The organism is Phaeobacter sp. G2 (assembly GCA_025163595.1).
Lineage (GTDB): Bacteria > Pseudomonadota > Alphaproteobacteria > Rhodobacterales > Rhodobacteraceae > Pseudophaeobacter.
The window spans coordinates 2,289,414-2,306,121 of record CP104100.1; the positions used below are offsets into that span (position 1 = coordinate 2,289,414).

Annotated in this window: 15 protein-coding genes, 1 tRNA gene and 2 pseudogenes; 9 read left to right on the top strand and 9 right to left on the bottom strand. The window is 57.0% G+C overall.

Features of this window, described 5'->3' with window-relative positions:
- Positions 1 to 125: 125 nt before the first annotated feature.
- From N1037_10895 to N1037_10905, 3 genes are all read left to right on the top strand, one after another.
- Complete coding sequence (locus N1037_10895) at positions 126 to 794, top strand: DUF1007 family protein (protein UWS77805.1); 669 nt, start codon at positions 126 to 128, stop codon at positions 792 to 794.
- Positions 779 to 1,813: a hypothetical protein gene (locus N1037_10900; GenBank protein ID UWS77806.1), complete on the top strand. Its 1,035-nt coding sequence runs from the start codon at positions 779 to 781 to the stop codon at positions 1,811 to 1,813. The genes N1037_10895 and N1037_10900 overlap by 16 nt, the downstream gene beginning before the upstream one ends.
- 95 nt (positions 1,814 to 1,908) lie before the next feature.
- On the top strand, positions 1,909 to 2,664 hold the full coding sequence (locus N1037_10905) for a DUF3445 domain-containing protein (protein ID UWS77807.1): 756 nt from the start codon (positions 1,909 to 1,911) through the stop codon (positions 2,662 to 2,664).
- 144 nt (positions 2,665 to 2,808) lie between these two features.
- Here N1037_10905 and N1037_10910 read toward each other — a convergent pair whose 3' ends face one another.
- The 5 genes from N1037_10910 to N1037_10930 all read right to left on the bottom strand — a co-directional run bounded on the left by N1037_10910 (position 2,809) and on the right by N1037_10930 (position 8,972).
- The gene (locus N1037_10910; GenBank protein ID UWS77808.1) at positions 2,809 to 3,852 is read right to left on the bottom strand and encodes a hypothetical protein; all 1,044 of its coding nucleotides are present in this window, start codon (positions 3,850 to 3,852) and stop codon (positions 2,809 to 2,811) included.
- Between the two features lie 395 nt (positions 3,853 to 4,247).
- Entirely contained in the window at positions 4,248 to 5,054 is an 807-nt protein-coding gene (locus tag N1037_10915; protein ID UWS77809.1) for a lytic transglycosylase domain-containing protein, read from the bottom strand.
- Between the two features lie 145 nt (positions 5,055 to 5,199).
- Entirely contained in the window at positions 5,200 to 6,477 is a 1,278-nt protein-coding gene (locus N1037_10920; protein UWS77810.1) for an Hsp70 family protein, read from the bottom strand.
- Between the two features lie 710 nt (positions 6,478 to 7,187).
- A complete protein-coding gene (gene glnA, locus N1037_10925) occupies positions 7,188 to 8,594 on the bottom strand; it encodes a type I glutamate--ammonia ligase (GenBank protein UWS77811.1) in 1,407 nt (468 codons plus the stop codon).
- A 39-nt stretch (positions 8,595 to 8,633) separates the two neighbouring features.
- Complete coding sequence (locus tag N1037_10930; protein UWS77812.1) at positions 8,634 to 8,972, bottom strand: P-II family nitrogen regulator; 339 nt, start codon at positions 8,970 to 8,972, stop codon at positions 8,634 to 8,636.
- 185 nt (positions 8,973 to 9,157) lie between these two features.
- On the opposite strand from N1037_10930, the gene N1037_10935 reads away from it, so the two are divergent.
- Positions 9,158 to 10,813 (top strand): NAD(P)H-hydrate dehydratase, encoded by a 1,656-nt coding sequence (locus N1037_10935; protein UWS77813.1) that lies wholly within the window; start codon positions 9,158 to 9,160, stop codon positions 10,811 to 10,813.
- Here N1037_10935 and N1037_10940 read toward each other — a convergent pair.
- Complete coding sequence (locus N1037_10940; protein ID UWS77814.1) at positions 10,810 to 11,349, bottom strand: Hint domain-containing protein; 540 nt, start codon at positions 11,347 to 11,349, stop codon at positions 10,810 to 10,812. The genes N1037_10935 and N1037_10940 overlap by 4 nt on opposite strands.
- Positions 11,350 to 11,565: 216 nt before the next feature.
- Here N1037_10940 and N1037_10945 point away from each other — a divergent pair.
- Positions 11,566 to 11,650: transfer RNA gene (locus N1037_10945), tRNA-Leu, on the top strand.
- Between the two features lie 95 nt (positions 11,651 to 11,745).
- Here the strand turns inward: N1037_10945 and N1037_10950 are convergent.
- Positions 11,746 to 12,144, bottom strand: a complete 399-nt coding sequence (locus tag N1037_10950; GenBank protein ID UWS77815.1) for a tyrosine-type recombinase/integrase — start codon at positions 12,142 to 12,144, stop codon at positions 11,746 to 11,748.
- 450 nt (positions 12,145 to 12,594) lie between these two features.
- On the opposite strand from N1037_10950, the pseudogene N1037_10955 reads away from it, so the two are divergent.
- The 4 genes and pseudogenes from N1037_10955 (at position 12,595) to N1037_10970 (ending at position 15,991) form a co-directional block, all read left to right on the top strand.
- Positions 12,595 to 13,246 (top strand): annotated as a pseudogene (locus N1037_10955) (hypothetical protein).
- Between the two features lie 271 nt (positions 13,247 to 13,517).
- Positions 13,518 to 14,093, top strand: a complete 576-nt coding sequence (locus tag N1037_10960) for a hypothetical protein (protein UWS77816.1) — start codon at positions 13,518 to 13,520, stop codon at positions 14,091 to 14,093.
- A gap of 307 nt (positions 14,094 to 14,400) precedes the next feature.
- Positions 14,401 to 14,817 (top strand): annotated as a pseudogene (locus tag N1037_10965) (IS5 family transposase).
- Between the two features lie 100 nt (positions 14,818 to 14,917).
- Positions 14,918 to 15,991: a hypothetical protein gene (locus tag N1037_10970; protein UWS77817.1), complete on the top strand. Its 1,074-nt coding sequence runs from the start codon at positions 14,918 to 14,920 to the stop codon at positions 15,989 to 15,991.
- Positions 15,992 to 16,098: 107 nt separating this feature from the next.
- Here the strand turns inward: N1037_10970 and N1037_10975 are convergent, their stop codons facing one another.
- Together N1037_10975 and N1037_10980 are read right to left on the bottom strand one after the other, a co-directional pair.
- The gene (locus N1037_10975) at positions 16,099 to 16,323 is read right to left on the bottom strand and encodes a hypothetical protein (protein UWS77818.1); all 225 of its coding nucleotides are present in this window, start codon (positions 16,321 to 16,323) and stop codon (positions 16,099 to 16,101) included.
- A 17-nt stretch (positions 16,324 to 16,340) separates the two neighbouring features.
- A complete protein-coding gene (locus N1037_10980; GenBank protein UWS77819.1) occupies positions 16,341 to 16,673 on the bottom strand; it encodes a hypothetical protein in 333 nt (110 codons plus the stop codon).
- Positions 16,674 to 16,708 lie beyond the last annotated feature (35 nt).

The window sequence follows — 16,708 nt, forward strand, 5'->3', positions numbered from 1 at the left end:
GCGCACGCATCCTGGGAAAGCGGTTTAGCGCAGTCTGCGCGGTTCAGCATGAAGCTGCCGATTGCGCGCGTCTAGCGGCGGTGAAGCAATTGCACAGCAGAGTGTCTGCTCATAAGGTCCGGGGCATGAAACACTTGCTCCTCCTTCCTGCGGTGATCTGCGGTCTGGTATCTCCGGCCCTGGTTGCGGCGCATCCTCATATCTTTGTGGATACTGGGTTCACCCTGGGCTTTGATGAAGACAACCAATTGGTCGAGATCAAGGTCACCTGGCAATATGATGAATTCTATTCTCTTTTGATCACCGAGGATCTGTTTCTAGACAAGGATGGAGACGGCCAGCTTACCCCGGATGAACGTCAGCGTCTGATTGGGTTCGATACCAACTGGGATGAAGGCTTTAACGGCGATCTGGAAATTCGCGCTGGGGGGCAGCTCTTGGATCTGTCAGGTCCGATGCAAGCCGGCACCGACCTGATTGAGGGGCGGATCGTCAGCACCCATGTGCGGAAAATTGAGCCTCCCGTGCCGATGCAAGACGGGCCGTTTTCGATCAAGGCTTTTGATCCATCCTATTACACCGCCTATGAGATCAAGCTGCCAGTGACGCTGTCGGATCACCTGCAGGGGCTGTGCTTGCTGGAGCGGATCGAGCCGGATATCGCTGGCGGGTTGGCTTTGATGAAAGCCCAGCTGCTGCGGTTGAACGCCGATGCCGATCTGGAAGAGAATGATATTCCGCTGATGGGCGGTGAGTTTGCCACGGAGATCCTGGTCACATGCCCCGCATCCTAAAAGCCCTGGCTCTGGGCCTCGCCTGTCTTGCTCTGTGTCTGTGTATCTGGTGGCTGGCCCGGGGAAGCCTGGCGCCCTTGGGGGACTGGGCAGCGGCGCATCAACGCGACTTTCAAAACCGCATCGCCGGATCTTTACGGGCGCTGCGGGCAGGGGAGCCCGGCGCGATTATGGCCCTGATGCTGGTGTGTTTTGCCTATGGTTTTTTTCACGCCATCGGACCGGGCCACGGAAAAATTCTGGTTGGCGGCTATGGATTGGCGCGCAAGACGCCCTGGCTGCGTCTGGGCGGTGTGGCGCTGTTGTCCAGCCTGGGCCAGGCCGTTACGGCGATTGTCTTGGTCTATGGAGCCATTTCCCTGTTGCAGCTGGGCCGCGACAGCCTGATCGGAGTGGCGGAAAAGACGATGGCGCCTCTTAGCTATGGGGCCATTGCTGCGATTGGCCTGTGGTTGCTCCTGCGGGGCGCGCGCAAGCTTTGGCACGCCACCGGCGTTGGCTCTCAGGTGGGGCATGATCTGGGCGGTTCGACCGAACCAACGTCAGGTCATGGTCATGCGCGCAGCCATTCGCACAGCCACAGTCACGACCACGGTCACGATCACAGTCACAGTCACGAACACAGTCACGACCATGGCGCATCTGAGGTCTGTAGCGATTGTGGTCACCGCCATGGCCCCAGTCTGGAAGAGGTCAGCGGCTTGCAGACCTGGCGCGAAGCCATGGTTCTGATTGCAGGCATTGCTGTAAGGCCCTGTACTGGTGCGCTTTTTGTTCTGGTCATCACTTGGCAGATGGGGATTGCCTTGGCTGGCATCGCTGGGGCCTTTGCAATGGCGCTTGGCACTGCTTTGGTGACGATCACGGTGGGGCTTGCCGCGCTTGGCCTGCGCGGTGGGGCCCTGGCTATTTTTGCCCGGTCCGGCCGCGCGGCGCAGATGGTGCCCATTCTGGAAATTGGCGCCGGCTTTCTGGTCGTGCTAGTCGCCTCTGGGCTTTTGTTCCGCAGTCTCGCCTAAAGTGGCTGAAGCCCCTGGGGGCAGCGCGTTGTTTTGATCTGCAATCCTGGGCCTGCAATTTTGATAGCCCCGAATAACTTATCTAAAGGCCTGGAATGATACTGCAAAAATCCCTTCCCTATAATCCGCTTGAAGAGGTGCCGCTGCCGGGGATCAAACCAATGGATCTTGCTGACTGGCTGCGCCCGGACGAGGCTTTTTCCGAGCAGCTGGCCTATCGGGCTGAGCTGTTGTCCAATCGCCGCGACAAGGTGCTGATGATGCATCCCGATGCGCAGTGCGCGGCGCAGGAGCTGTTGGAACTGGTGCTTGATCATCGCTATGGCGGTGCACGGGACCATGTGATCCGCCCGGATGGCGTGAAGGTCACGCTTGACTGGCAGCAGCCATTGGCGACGCTGGGGCAGATCTGTCAGGAAGATTTCTGTATTCTTGAACGCCCCGACGGCAGCCCAGAGCATATTTTGACCGGTGCGGTTCTGTGTTTTCCCGCCAGTTGGACGCTGGGCGAAAAGTTCATGCGGCCCCTGATCGGGATCCATGATACCGTCGACAGCTACGATAGCAAAATGGCATCACGGGTTCAGCGTCTGTTTGACGGGGTGCAGGTGGGGCGGCCTCTGTGGCGGTTTAATGCGCTCTGGTATCACTCGGCAGAGCTGCACGCCCCGCGTTCAGTACATGCCCCCCGAGACCAAAGCCATGGCCAGGACGCGCCCTATCTGCGCAGCGAGCAGCAGGTCATTCTACGCCTGCCCAAATGCCGTTCCGTGGTGTTTTCGATCCATACCTATATGGTGCATCGCGATGAGGTCATGGCTGAATGGGGCGCAGAGGGCGCAACCCGGTAGACACGGCTGAAATGGCTGGGAAGGACCGGTGAGGCGCAGGTTTGGGTGCCAAAACGACGGGGCCAGCCATGTTTATCGCCCGGCCCCGTCATCAAATTCTTGCCCCTGTCTAATGTCTTGCCTTGGCAGGAAAAGGGGGCGGTCTTAGTGTGGCAGTAATACCCGTGCTGCGGCCTGTACCATGCCAGAGCCGTGCAAGAACAGGATCGCCATCCCTGTCAACAATGCACGTACAGAAAGCACCAGGTCGACACTGCGAATGGCATTTCCCGTCATTGAAAGAACCCAACGGGGCAGGGCAAAAATCCAGTTGAGGCGGCTTTTGCCAAACACCGTCCGGTAGGAGGCATAGGGCGCTTCTGATACGGGCAGTTTGCGCCATGTCTTTGCGCGCGGTTTGATGCGCCGGGGCGTGTCTTGAAGCGCGTCGCACTGTTGTTCCAGAACTGGAGTTGCCGCATCGGCAGAGCCAAACCGGGCTTGACCACGGGCGCGCTCGGCCTCGGCTACCGCACGGGCGTGATCGGCCATCAACAGGCGCGATGCGGCGGCAGACAGGATTGGCCCTGGGATGGGCTTGGCTGGCGCTGTTGTCACCACAGGTTTGGCCGTGCGGGATGTTGAGGCTGCTGTCTTTTGGGCGGTGGCGGCATCGGCCACAACCTGCTCCAGCAGTGTATCCGCCGCCAAAACTGCAGCCTTTGCATCGGTGTCGACTATGGCCGCGGAGGCAAACATCTCTTTTGTGACAGGCGCTTCCATCGGGGCGAAGGCACCGAGGAATTGATTTGGTGTCAGTGCTTTGTTGGTTTCTTGCCAGAAAATCAACAAAGGATTCAATGCTTCTGTCAACCGCTTCAAGATCATGGCAAGCAGAATTTCCGAGACCTCCTGATCACATGCATCAGGGAAACAAGGAGCCATTGCCAACTCGATATAGGCCGTCGGCGCAGGAATGCCGGGCGGGGTGCGCACACCAAGCCGCAATGGGATACGGCGCAGGCGCAGGCTGATCTGGTAGTGGTCAGCGTCCAAGCCAATCCTGTGGGGATCGCGGGCATTGATCTGTAGTGCCGGATGGCCAAATTCTTCCAGCGTATCCAGCAGCTCTGTCAGTGCGAGTGTCAGTTTCTCTTCGCTGCGGTGTTCAAACCCCAGCTTGCCTTTGTATTGCTTAACCTGTGCCACCGTCAGGGTCCTCCATTCGGGGTGCTCTGTAGCAACAATACGCAGGGATCTGGCTCAAAAGTGAGGCGGAGAGAGACAATAGATGAAGAAAAATTCAGATTTCACTTCGCTGTTGTGCGAGGTTAAATTTTTGTTTTTTTACAAGTGATTAAAGGTTGTGGCTGACCTAATTTTTGCTGGAATGGGGCAACAAGTGGGCGCGGAATGGCCACTTTGATGCCGCATAGCCTACAATCCGCACCAAACGGTGGGATTGTTCCAGACGGAAAAGTAATAGGGCCATTCTTGGCGGTGGCTGGAGGCTCAGTCGCAACAGTGAACGCCCTATCTATGCGCGCCTTAAATACCCCCAGGCTTTATCTGCAGCCAAAGGCCTCCGGTGCGCTGCCGATCTGCTAGTTGTCGATCTGACGCCCCATGATGGCAAGTGACTGCTGGTAGACTGTGGCGGCGTTCCACTCTTTCAGCACCCGAAAATTGGGCTGGCCCTGCTGGTAGCCCTTACCGCGTTTCCAGCCGCGTTTTTGCAAATAGCGCGCGGTTGAGGCGAGGGAGTCCTGCAAGTCATAGAAATTGACCCGCCCGTCGCGGTCCCAGTCGACACCGTATTTCAGCGCATTGCCGGGCAAAAACTGGGTATGCCCCAGCTCACCGTGTTTTGCCCCCAGGGTGGCCGAGGTGATGGCGCCCTGGTCTACCAGTTTCAACGCGCCCAGGGCATGGGGTTCAAAGAACTCAGAGCGGCGGCAATCATAGGTCAGGGTGACAATGGCAGAGACAATCTGACTATCCCCCATGTAGTTGCCAAAGGCGGTTTCCATGCCATGGATGGCAATCAACACCCCGGCCGGGACGCCGTATTTGCGTTCTAGGGCGGCGTAGAAATCTGCATGGCGCGCCAGGCGTTTGCGGCCCTGGGCCACAATGGTGGCGGAGCCGCGGATCTGCATGAACTTTTCCAGACTATAGCGAAAGCTCTTTTGGTTGCGGTCTGCAGCAATGGTACGACGGGCATATTGCGCCTGCGCCAGGGCCTGCAGCCCGGCTGATTTCACCCCGGCACGGCGTGCGCGTTTGGCAAAATCCGCTTTCCAGGTGTCAAACCCGGCAGAGCTGTTGCCGCAGGGCGCAGCCATGGCAGGCGATGCAAAACTGGAGACACAAAGGGTCAGGGCGAGGGCGGCAGAGGCGATGAGGCGCATAATACTGATCCTGAAAACAAGCAAAACAATCGTGATCAGACTCTAGCGGGCTGGCGGGCGGAGTCTAACGGGAAAACTGTGGTCTGCGTCTCATTTCTGACGCGGGCCTTTTAGGCAAAGGCAAAGGCAAAGGCAAAGGCACGGGTTAGGCAAAGGCACTGGCGGCTGATAGCGCCAGCCCATCTGCCACCGCCGTCATGGCATTGCGGTTCTCCACCGTCGCATTGGGGCAGAGCTGACGCAGCCCTGTTTCAAGCGAGGACAGCAGCGAAGAGCCACCCACCATCACCAGCCGGTCAATCCGGGTCGGGGCCACATCTGCGGCCTCTAGGGTCTCAGCGGCGCTCTCTGCGATCTGTGTCATCATTTTGGCCAGGCTTTGCTGCATCAGGTCTGGTGAAAGCGGTGCAGACAGGCCGCGTTCCAGAATGCGCAGGTCAATCCGGGGATCTGCGCCTTTCTCCTCACTGGCCCCGCTTACGCCATTGGTCTGGATCTTGCCGCGTTCCACCGCAAAGGCCAGATCATGCCCCAGTTCGTCTTCCAGAACGGACACCAGCCGGTTCAACTTTTGGGGTTCTACCGCATATTTTGCCAAATCGCGCGCGGCACGGCGGCTGTCGGCAGCATAGAGAAAGGGGATCATCTGCCAGGTGGCCAGATCGTTGAACAACCGGTTGGGTGCGGGCAGGGTCTCTTTGCCAAAGGCATTGCGGATCTGGCTGCCGCGTCCCAACAGCGGCATCACGTGGTCTATGCTGATCTGGCGGTCAAAATCGGTGCCGCCCAGGCGCACCCCATGCGAGCCTAGGATGCGGGTTGCACCGGTGGCGTCCTGCTCAAACAGGGTGAAATCCGAGGTGCCACCGCCGATATCGACAATCAGCCCCAGCCCCGCCGAGGGCCTTGCAGAGCGCACAGCGGCCTCGGGCTCATAGAGAAAGCGCACGCCCTCAAAACCCGCTGCCAAATAACAGTCGCGCAGGTCGACTTCGGCCTGGGCATCGCGGGCAGGATCATTGCTGTGAAAATGCACCGGGCGCCCCGACAGCGCGTGGGTGAATGTCTGGTGCGTTGCGGCCTCAGCGCGGGATTTCACCTCGGCCAGGAAGCGCGCGATGATCTGGATGAAATCTGTAACCTCGCCGTTGATCCGCCGTTCTTCGCGCAACAGGGGCGTGCCCAGCAGGCTTTTGAGCGCCCGCATGAACCGGCCCTCGTCGCCATTAATCAGCGCCCGGGTGGCTGAGCGACCAATGCGCATGGGGCGTTTGGGTTCAAAAAACACCGCCGTGGGCAGGGTGGTTTCACCGGGTTCCATCTCGACCAGCCAGGGACGGTCGCCAACCGCAATCCCCGCCGCGGAGTTCGAGGTGCCAAAATCGATGCCCAGGGTGTTGGGGCAGGTAGCAGTGGCGGTCATGGTGGGGGCTCCTTTTGGACGATGGAACGCGCCTATCTATAGGAGCCAACATTTGGCTTCAAGAGGAAGGCGGTGAAATGGATTTAGCGTGGTTGAGGAGGGCGGTTCAAGCTCTTGTCATAGGGGTGCGATTGGGTAAGGTGCCCCGGAAAAAGGAGAAAAACCCCATGATCACAAAATCTGCGAAACTCTTATGGCCTGTCGCTTGCTGCGGGTTGCTTGCGGCCTGTGGCGGTGTGCCTGCCAGTAACCAGATTTCGTTCGACGATGATGGCAATGGCCGCTTCAGCGGCAGCGCTGGCGCGGATTGGACGCCACAAGAAATTAAAACCCAGATTTCTGGTCACGCCTGTGGCAATGGCCCTATTGCGGATTTTCGGGTCTCTGTGTTGCCCTCGGCGCCAGAGTACACGATTTTTTCAGGGCGTTGTGCCTCAGGGGCAGAGGGACTGAGTGCTGCAAGAGGGCCGCAAAACCAGCTTCTCAGCAGGCCGACAGCACAAGCCCTGCCAGTCTCAACAGCGCCAGTGGTCACAACCGTTGGCAACAGTGCTGGTTGGGATGGATCGACCCCATTTGTGGATTGATGCAGCTTAGTCCGCGTCAGGTTGTGCGTCTTGCGGCCTGTCCGTGCTGGGCGAACCAAAGCGGACACAGAAAAAGGGCGCCCAGATGGGGCGCCCTTCCTTATACCGTCTAACCCATAGGGATTAGCAGCTGTAGTACATGCCATACTCAACAGGGTGTGGCGTGTGCTCATAGGTCTGAACTTCTTCCATTTTTAGAGCGATATAGCCTTCGATCTGATCTTTGGTGAAGACGTCGCCCTGTGTCAGGAAGTCGTGATCGGCTTCCAGAGCTTCCAGCGCTTCGCGCAGGGAGCCACAGACGGTTGGGATATCGGCCAGCTCTTCTGCGGGCAGGTCATAGAGGTTTTTGTCCATGGCCTCACCGGGGTCGATCTTGTTCTTGATGCCGTCAAGACCAGCCATCAGCAGAGCTGCAAAGCACAGGTAGGGGTTGGCGGCCGGATCAGGGAAACGGGCTTCAACGCGCTTGGCTTTGGGGGATTCAGTCCATGGGATACGCACACAACCGGAGCGGTTACGGGCGGAGTAGGCACGCAGAACGGGGGCTTCAAAGCCAGGGATCAGACGCTTGTAGCTGTTGGTCGCTGGGTTGGTGAAGGCGTTCAGGGTCTTGGCGTGCTTGAGGATACCACCGATGAAGTACAGGGCTTCATCCGAGAGATCCGCGTATTTGTCGCCAGCAAAGAGCGGCTTGCCGTCTTTCCAGATCGACATGTTCACGTGCATGCCGGTGCCGTTGTCGCCGTAGATCGGCTTGGGCATGAAGGTGGCGGATTTGCCGTAGGCGTGGGCCACGTTGTGGATCACGTATTTGTATTTCTGCAGCTCGTCGGCCTGTTTGGTCAGGCTGTCAAAGATCAGGCCCAGTTCGTGCTGACAGGAGGCAACCTCGTGGTGGTGCTTGTCCACTTTCATGCCCAGACGCTTCATGGTCGACAGCATTTCGGAGCGCAGGTCCTGAGACTCGTCGGTGGGGTTCACTGGGAAGTAACCACCTTTAAGGCCGGGGCGGTGGCCCATGTTGCCCATTTCGTACTCGGTGTCGGTGTTCCAGGAGGCGTCTGTTGCGTCGACCTCATAGGAAACCTTGTTGATCGAGTTGGAGTAACGCACGTCGTCGAACAGGAAGAATTCTGCTTCGGGACCCATGTAGGCCACGTCACCAATGCCGGAAGACTTGAGGTAGGCTTCAGCTTTCTGTGCCGTGCCGCGTGGGTCACGCTCATAGGCTTCGCCGGTGTCGGGCTCAACGATGGAACAATGGATACAGATGGTTTTTTCGGCGTAGAACGGATCTACATAGGCGGAGGTGGTGTCTGCCATCAGTTTCATGTCGGAGTTTTCGATCGATTTCCAGCCGGCGATCGAGGAGCCGTCGAACATGAAGCCTTCTTCGAGGAAGTCTTCGTCAACCAGGTCCACGTCCACGGTGACGTGCTGCAGCTTGCCGCGCACATCTGTAAAGCGGATGTCGACATAGGCGGCATCTTCGTCTTTGATCATCTGGAGAACTGCGTCTGTGCTCATTCCCTTGGTCCTTCTGATTTTAATGTCAGGTAATTCTGTTTACAGCGCGTCTGTGCCGGACTCGCCGGTACGGATACGGATCGCTTGCTCGACGGGAGAGACAAAAATCTTACCGTCGCCAATCTTGTCGGTTTTGGCAGCATCAATGATGGCTTCAATGGCAGCATCGACCTGATCGGCCTCTAGTACTACCTCGATTTTCACCTTGGGCAGGAAGTCGACAACATATTCTGCACCGCGGTACAGTTCGGTATGGCCTTTTTGGCGACCAAAACCTTTGACTTCGATGACGGAGAGGCCCTGCACGCCTACATCCTGTAGCGCTTCCTTCACCTCGTCCAGTTTGAACGGCTTGATGATGGCTTCGATCTTTTTCATGCCTTGGGCTCCTCACAACCTTGTCGAAACTTCTCAGATCATTTCTTATCAGTGACGACAATGCGCTGTGCTGTCTCAGGGGGAGCGCGCTGGTCGATTTGAAGGCGAATGATTAAAAGATAGGCTGTCCGCACAAAAAATGTGCAGAAGTGAATCGTCAGATCTTTGGGAGAAGGAGGCCCTGGATGATGGAACTGCTAACTGCGGCCCAGATGCGCGCCATTGAACATGAGGCCATCGAGTCGGGGGAGGTTACCGGGCTGGACCTGATGGAGCGCGCTGGCGCCGGCGTGGTCGCGGCCATCTTTGAGGAGTGGCCGGAGCTGGAAAGGGTTGGGCAAGAGGGCGGCCCAGAAGGGGGCGCTGCCCCCGATCCTGCGGATCCCCCCCGAGGTATTTTGGGCAAGATGAAAGCCCTGGTGCTTTGTGGGCCTGGAAACAATGGTGGCGATGGCTTTGTCGTGGCGCGATTGTTGTTGGCGCGGGGCTGGCAAGTGGATGTTTTCCTTTATGGAAACCCGATCGATCTGCCGCCGGATGCTGCAGAAAACTATCGCAGATGGGCCGCGCTGGGTGAGGTAAGGACGTGGAATGACCGGGAAATAAGGGATTTATACGAGGGGAATGACAAAAACCGTTTTCTGGTTGTAGACGCTCTTTTTGGGACTGGACTGACGCGGCCTATGCCGGATGATACTGCTGAGATGTGGCGCGGATTTATGCCGTCGCCATTTGTCAGCGATGGGCGTGATCCTGGCGGGGATCGTTTTGTGGCGATCGATTTTCCCAGCGGAATGTGCAGTGATAGCGGCAAGGATTTTGGTGCTTTGCCGACCCACCTCACGGTGACATTTCACGCCGCCAAAATTGGCCATTACATGTCTCAGGACTGTGGCAGCTATGGTGGTTCGGATAACTGTGGCAGGCTACGTGTTGTAGATATTGGCATGACAAAGACCGCCGCCAAAGGGCGCGTGACCCTGGTGGAGGCGGGCGGAGTGTTGGGCCAAACGAAGCGAGGGGGGCACAAATACAACCATGGTCACGCCCTTGTTCTGTCGGGCGGGCATGGCAAAACCGGTGCTGCACGGCTGGCGGCACGAGGTGCGTTGCGGATTGGTGCGGGGCTGGTGACACTGGGGTCGCCGCGTTCGGCGATGTTTGAAAATGCAGCCCAGCTGACAGCGATCATGCTGCATCAGATTGATGGCGCACATGGGGTGAGTGAGCTGCTGGAAGACAAGCGGCTCAATGCGGTGTGTCTCGGGCCGGGGTTGGGGCGCGGCATGGATACCCAGGCGGTAGTGATTGCGGCTTTGAAAGCGAAGCGCGCCACCGTTCTGGATGCCGATGCGCTCACCCGGTTTGAGAGAAACCCACAGGTGTTGTTTGATCTACTGCATGAGCAATGCGTGCTCACACCGCATGGGGGTGAGTTTGCAAAACTCTTCCCGGATTTGGCGGCAAAACTTGCGCAGAGGCCGCAAACCGGCCCGGCCTATTCGAAGGTGGATGCCACCCGCGAGGCTGCGGCGCGCGCGGGGTGTGTGGTCTTGTTCAAGGGGGCTGATACGGTGATCGCAGATCCCACGGGGCGCTGTTCGGTGAATTCGGCGCAGTATGACAGGGCGGCGCCATGGCTGGCGACTGCCGGGGCGGGGGATGTTTTGGCTGGATTTATCACCGGGCTTTTGGCGCGCGGCATGTCGCCAAAGGCCGCAGCGGAGGCCGGAGCCTGGTTGCACGTGGAATGCGCGCGAGAATTTGGGCCCGGCCTGATCTCTGAAGATTTGCCAGAGCAGCTTCCAGCCGTGTTGAGGCGGCTGGAACGGGACGGCTAACTGAGTGATCCGGTGGACTGTGGTTGGGCGCAGAGGGAGGCCTTGGCGGTGGCCACTTCCAACCCACCAGCATAGATGACATTGGGGCGGCTAAAGCGCAGAACGGTCAGCGTCATCTCATGGGGGCCGAGGTCACAGATGAACTCCCCATCGACCAGAGAGCCTGCCCGGGCCAAGGCCTGGGGAGAGCCAAAAATGGCTTTGGCCCGCCAGTCGCGCAGCAATACCTGCTGGTCGGCAGGCAGGATCAGGTCACAGTCCGGGCGGCTATCCCCAAGCGAGCCGGGGGCGAACCAAATGGCGTTGCTGGTGCAGAGATACTGCTCTACTGCCAAACAGCGTACTAGCCCCAGATCGCGCGAGATGATGTCGTCGCCGGGCTGAATTGACTCGACCCTGCGGTCACCCTGCCGCGTCAGCAACTGGGTTCCGCGTAGGAAACCGATAGATGAGGTCTGATCAGGGGAGGATTGGCGTGGGTGCAGGGGCGCAGATTCAATTTTTACCCCCGCAGGCCTTAGGGCTTGCGATGTCATGATATTGTACTCTTTTTCTGCCTCAGTTTTTTTGAACCAGGCTAGGCGAGATCAATGAACAGGTCGCGTTCTTTCTCTTTGCTGCGTGCATAATACACGCATTTTTTCCAGATTGTTGCGCTCATGCATTGTTGTGATTTTGATGAAAATAGCGCTCGCATCCGGGTGCAACCTTTGCTATCCACCGCGACACGCAACAAGTGATTTGCGAAACGTGCGGGTGTGGCGGAATTGGTAGACGCACCAGATTTAGGTTCTGGCGCCGCGAGGCGTGGGGGTTCGAGTCCCTTCACCCGCACCACTTTGATTTTAATGTAAAAAATGGGTTTTGCGAGGTGAGCTGAGAAGTATGCCCTCTGCGAGTTTCCCAGTTTGTTTCCCGTTTTCTTGTTCTGTTCATGTTCTGGTCCTACGCGCCTGTGCCGATTGTGAAAGGCGCTTCTGGTTTGCTTGATTCCGGTACTTCTTGACCATCTCAAGCGTCTTGTGCCCGGTCACTGCCTGGATCTCGCTATCGCTCGCCCCGGCATCAGCGAGATGCACCGCAGCGGTGTAGCGCCAGCCATGAATAACGTAGGCCTGAGCGCCGATTCTTTCGCGTACTGACATGACCCGCTGTTGGATTGTTCTCTTGGCTACGCCTTTATGAAGCGATTGGGCTATTATAAAGCGCCCCTTCCGTGGCAGGTTATCTAGATACCGTCTCAAGAAACTAGGGCAGGCAACCCAAAGTCTGGTAGCCGTCTTCTCCTGAACTACGGAAATGAATTCACCGTCGTAGTGTTCCCATTGCATCGCAATCAGATCTCCAATCCGTTGACTTCCTTAGGTTCTTCGGACAAGAAGGGATGAATTTTCATGTATACGACATGCGCGATTTGTCTTCGACCAACGAAGACATTAACTAACGGATTTTCCCCATAAACCATACCTAGTCAGCTAAATGTGGACCTTGGAGCACAGGCTCGAAGTCCGCTTTAACCGATCTGAGGCAACGCCCTAGCACTTGCAGCTAACGGCAGCTCTCCGCCACTTCCAACTGGCGGGACCACTACGCCCCGCCAGCCAATGTCCCCCATCAGATCTAGCCGATACGCGGTTCAAAGTTGGATATGATCAGCTCGGCCGCATCCGTCGCACCACCAGCAGCGACGGTATATTTCAGGCGGACCTCTTCAAACTCAAACCCGGCGAACAGCTCGCGGATCTCGGGGCAGGGGGCATCGACAGAAAGCAGGAGCCACCATGAAACAGTTGAAAGTGCTTATCGGCTGCGAAACCAGCGGCGCGGTGCGTCGGGCGTTTCTCGATCGCGGCCATGACGCCTGGTCCTGTGATCTGTTGCCCGCGCAAGATCGCAGCAACCGACACATGCAATGCGATGTGCGCGAAGTGCTGGGTCTGGGCTGGGATCTGCTGGCCGTAATGCACCCGCCTTGCACCCGGCTTTGCAACAGCGGCGTGCGCTGGCTGCACCAGCCCCCAAAGGGACGCAGCCTGGCAGAGATGTGGGCTGACCTCAATGCAGGCGCCGCGCTGTTTTCAGCCTGCTGGAATGCGCCGATCGCGCGCGTCGCGGTGGAAAACCCGGTGATGCACAAACACGCAAAACAGCGGATCGAGAACTTTCAGCCCGCCGCCCAGCATGTGCAGCCCTGGTGGTTTGGGGAGCCTGCTTTCAAATCCACAGGGCTTTACCTGCGCGGGTTGCCCAAGCTCACCCCCCACCAACAAGCTGACACCGCCTGAGAAAGGCACAGAGACCCACAAACGCTGGTCCGCCATCCACCGCGCCCCACCGGGCGAACTGCGCTGGCAGATCCGTAGCAAGACATTCCCAGGCATTGCCAATGCCATGGCAGATCAGTGGGGCAACTATGCGGCAGAGCAATCATAAACAGATTAGCTCAAGTGTGGCGCGCAGCGCCTTGAGTGAACCTCACCCAAACCCATCAGATGGAGAACCGCATGGGACAAGTTGAAAGGATTGCGGTTACGGAGAAAACAGCCGCTAAGATGATGGACATGGCCCCAACAGAATTCAGGCGCCTCGTGCGGTGGGGCTCGCTACCATTGCCTGTCAAGATTACCGGTAAGCTTGAACGTTGGCGGGTGTCAGACCTTGAAAGCGTACTAAATGGTAGTGCAATGAACGAGGACGAATTCTCATGGTGAAGAATTTGACACGAAAATACGTCACCACCAAAGTCAGCAAGGGGCGGGCCTACTACTATTTCCGCCGTGGAGAAACCTACGAACTTCTCCCCAGCGATTCTGACAGTCCTGAATTTGATGAGGCATACTGGGCGATACGGTCTGGCCGATCAAAGAAGAAAACAAAAACCACATTTGAGACTCTGATCGTCAGCTATTACCAGACCCCAGAGTTCAAAGACCGAAAACCCCGTGTTCGGCAGGAATATCGCCGGACACTTGAATTGATCCGCGAGAAAAACGGGACCAAGGATTTCACCAAACTGCGTCGCCGAGACGTAATCGCAGGCCGTGACGCCTATGCAGAGACCTGGCGCAAAGCAAACGCAATAGTCGAAATGATATCGATCTTGTCTAGGCATGCCATCGAGTTGGAATGGATCACAACCAACCCCGCGAGCGGCGTGAAGAAACTAAAAGGTGGCGAATACCTGCCGCAACATCTGCATGCACCGGGGCTGGGGCAACCGCTACCGCCGCCGGGTGACGGATCGGCGGCAACTGGCGGGTGTTCGGCTATACCCCAGTGACAGGGCGCGGGATCTGACGGAGATTTTTGCATGAGCCCATCTCCGAACTTTCTGCGGCCCGTCGATATGGGCGACCTGCCGGAGTACCCGCTGTCCTGCGATGACCGGCTGGACAGCCATTTCTTCATGGCTTGGGAGCGGCGACGCTGGCTGGCCTCGGACATGCGGCTGAATGCAACGCCAGAATGCCGGGCGCTGTTCTTTGATCTGATCAATATCGCCTATGACAACAGCCCCGTGGGCACTCTGCCGATGGATCAGAACATCCTGGCGAAACTGCTGATGATTGATCCGAGGCATTTTGGCTCGCCTGATCGGGCGCACAAAGGGCGGGATGAACTCGAAACTGCACGCGGTCACCGACGCGGCAGGTGGCCCGTTGCGCATGTTCCTGACGGCTGGTCAGCGCAGCGATTACATCGGTGCGCGGGCGCTTCTGAGTACTCTGCCAGCCGCCAAACACATGCTGGCCGACCGTGGATATGATGCGGATTGGTATCGCGAAGCCCTTGAAGACAAGGGGATCACGCCCTGTATCCCATCGCGAAAGAACCGCAAGGTTCCGATACCGCATGATGAAACCCGCTATCGCACTCGCCACAAGATCGAGAACAGCTTCGCCCGCCTTAAGGACTGGCGGCGAGTCGCCACTCGCTACGACAGGTGCCCGAAGGTCTTCTTGTCGGCATGCGCATTGGCTGCCCTGGTCATGTTCTGGTTATGAATCCTGACCCTAGGTCGCTCGCATATTTCGGATTGTGCCTATAACGATGGGCGATCTATGCTCGAACCTAAGAAATTCTTTGTTATATTCGGATTTAATAATGTCAAAAATTTCGATCAACGAACGAGTGTTCTCAGCGCTTAACGCAAAGCCTGAAGCCACAATTGAAGAGTTGGCTCAGGGTGACAAACGATCCACGGTGACTGCGGTTCGAAATTTCTGGCGAAAGACCCGCCACAAGACCTACACCTCTGCATCTACGGTTCCGGACCCTGTTGAAACTGCGCGATCCATCCTAATTAAAGCCACGAAGCAGGGGCTGTCCGAGACAGAAGGCCGTGATCTCGCAATTGATGCCGGGGTCGCTCACGGGACAGCCTTTGCCGTAGCCGCGCAAGTCTATCGCGATTTCCGGCGCCAGCAACCCAACCTGAAAGGCGCTCGCGGGACTTGGACCGTTTTAACAGAAAGCGGCTTAGAAATACCTGTTTGCCATAATATTCGAGTAGATTGGACCCAAGATCCTCCTGTTTATACTGATGCTTTCAAAAAGATCAGCCGGAAGTACCACCGTTGGCTGTCAGCTTTTGCGAATGGCTATGCTGTTGTCCAAAAGGGTAAGATCGAAGATGGCGTTGAGACGCGAGCCCGCGATAGTTATCTGGGCATCTATCGGATCGACCATCTTAATGAGAAAGTGATGCCGGACGGTGAAATGGCCGCCGTTACATTCCAATTAGTAGAGGAGTTGTCCGAGGTTCCAACAGTCGCGGCCACGTCTGGTGGCGTGCGTGGTGCAGGCGCTACGTCCAAAGATTTGCGCAAGGCGCTACTGACCATTGCATACAGAGCTGAGCGGACAACAAAGGAGTCCGGTAGAGAAAATACGACAATTAGCAAATGGAAGGAGTTCGGCTTCGAAAGTGCCGATGCCATGGCAGATTACCTGGAGGCCCTTTATCACAGACAAAGTGGTCTATGTGCGTTATCACAAGTTCGAATGTCTCTCACCCCAGGAGAGTGGTGTGTGAGCCCGGACCGCATTGCAAGCGATGGCCATTATACACCGGATAACCTTCAACTCGTTGCGAATTGCGTGAATTCGATGAAGGGTGCGACACCGAACTCGCAGTTTGTAGCTCAGTTAGAAAAGATCAGGAAATCGGGAAGTTAATACCTTCTTATGCGAGATATGAGGAACGCTTAGGACTGAAAAGCGACCATCTGTCGCAAGTTGCATGGATGGCAGCAATGGGCCGAACCCAAAGAAGGAAATTAAGTTTAAAGTGGCACAGGTTCCAGCCAAAGCTCCAAGGTCTTGCGGCGAGGCTTAGCACCTTGAAAACTGGTGAAGTCAGCTACGGAAACATCTGCCTTCAGGCCCATCACGAGCAAGACATCGTTTAATTCCTTCTTCAACCCCTCTGCTTGCTCTCGATCTTCGTCAAAGAAAAAGCGGATCTCACGTTTCCCTGCGGCGATCGATGTGCGTTCTTCTCCCGGCATCAAATAGCCTCGATCTTCTAGTCTTGCAGAAATTGCTTCGGCCAATTCACGGCTAGATCCAGCGAATTGAAAATAGACGGTTGTAGTACCCAATTGCTCAGATTATCGGATGCGACCTCTGCAACCGCTTCTTTTATGGCTGCACCGTCCGCACCTTCTTGAAGCAACTCTTCGGTCGTTGAAGCCTTTTGAGTGAGCTCTAGAAGCTGATCATTCATGGCTGCTAGCTGAGCGCCAAGGAGATCGACCGACCGGGCAACAGTTTCCAAGTCGCCTGCGCTGGCGAGCCGGTTTAACTCAATTCCAAATTCCTCAGTGCGTATCTGATACTCAGAAAGGTTGTCATTCAAGAGGGCTTTGTTGCACAAATCGTGACGGGGATTCA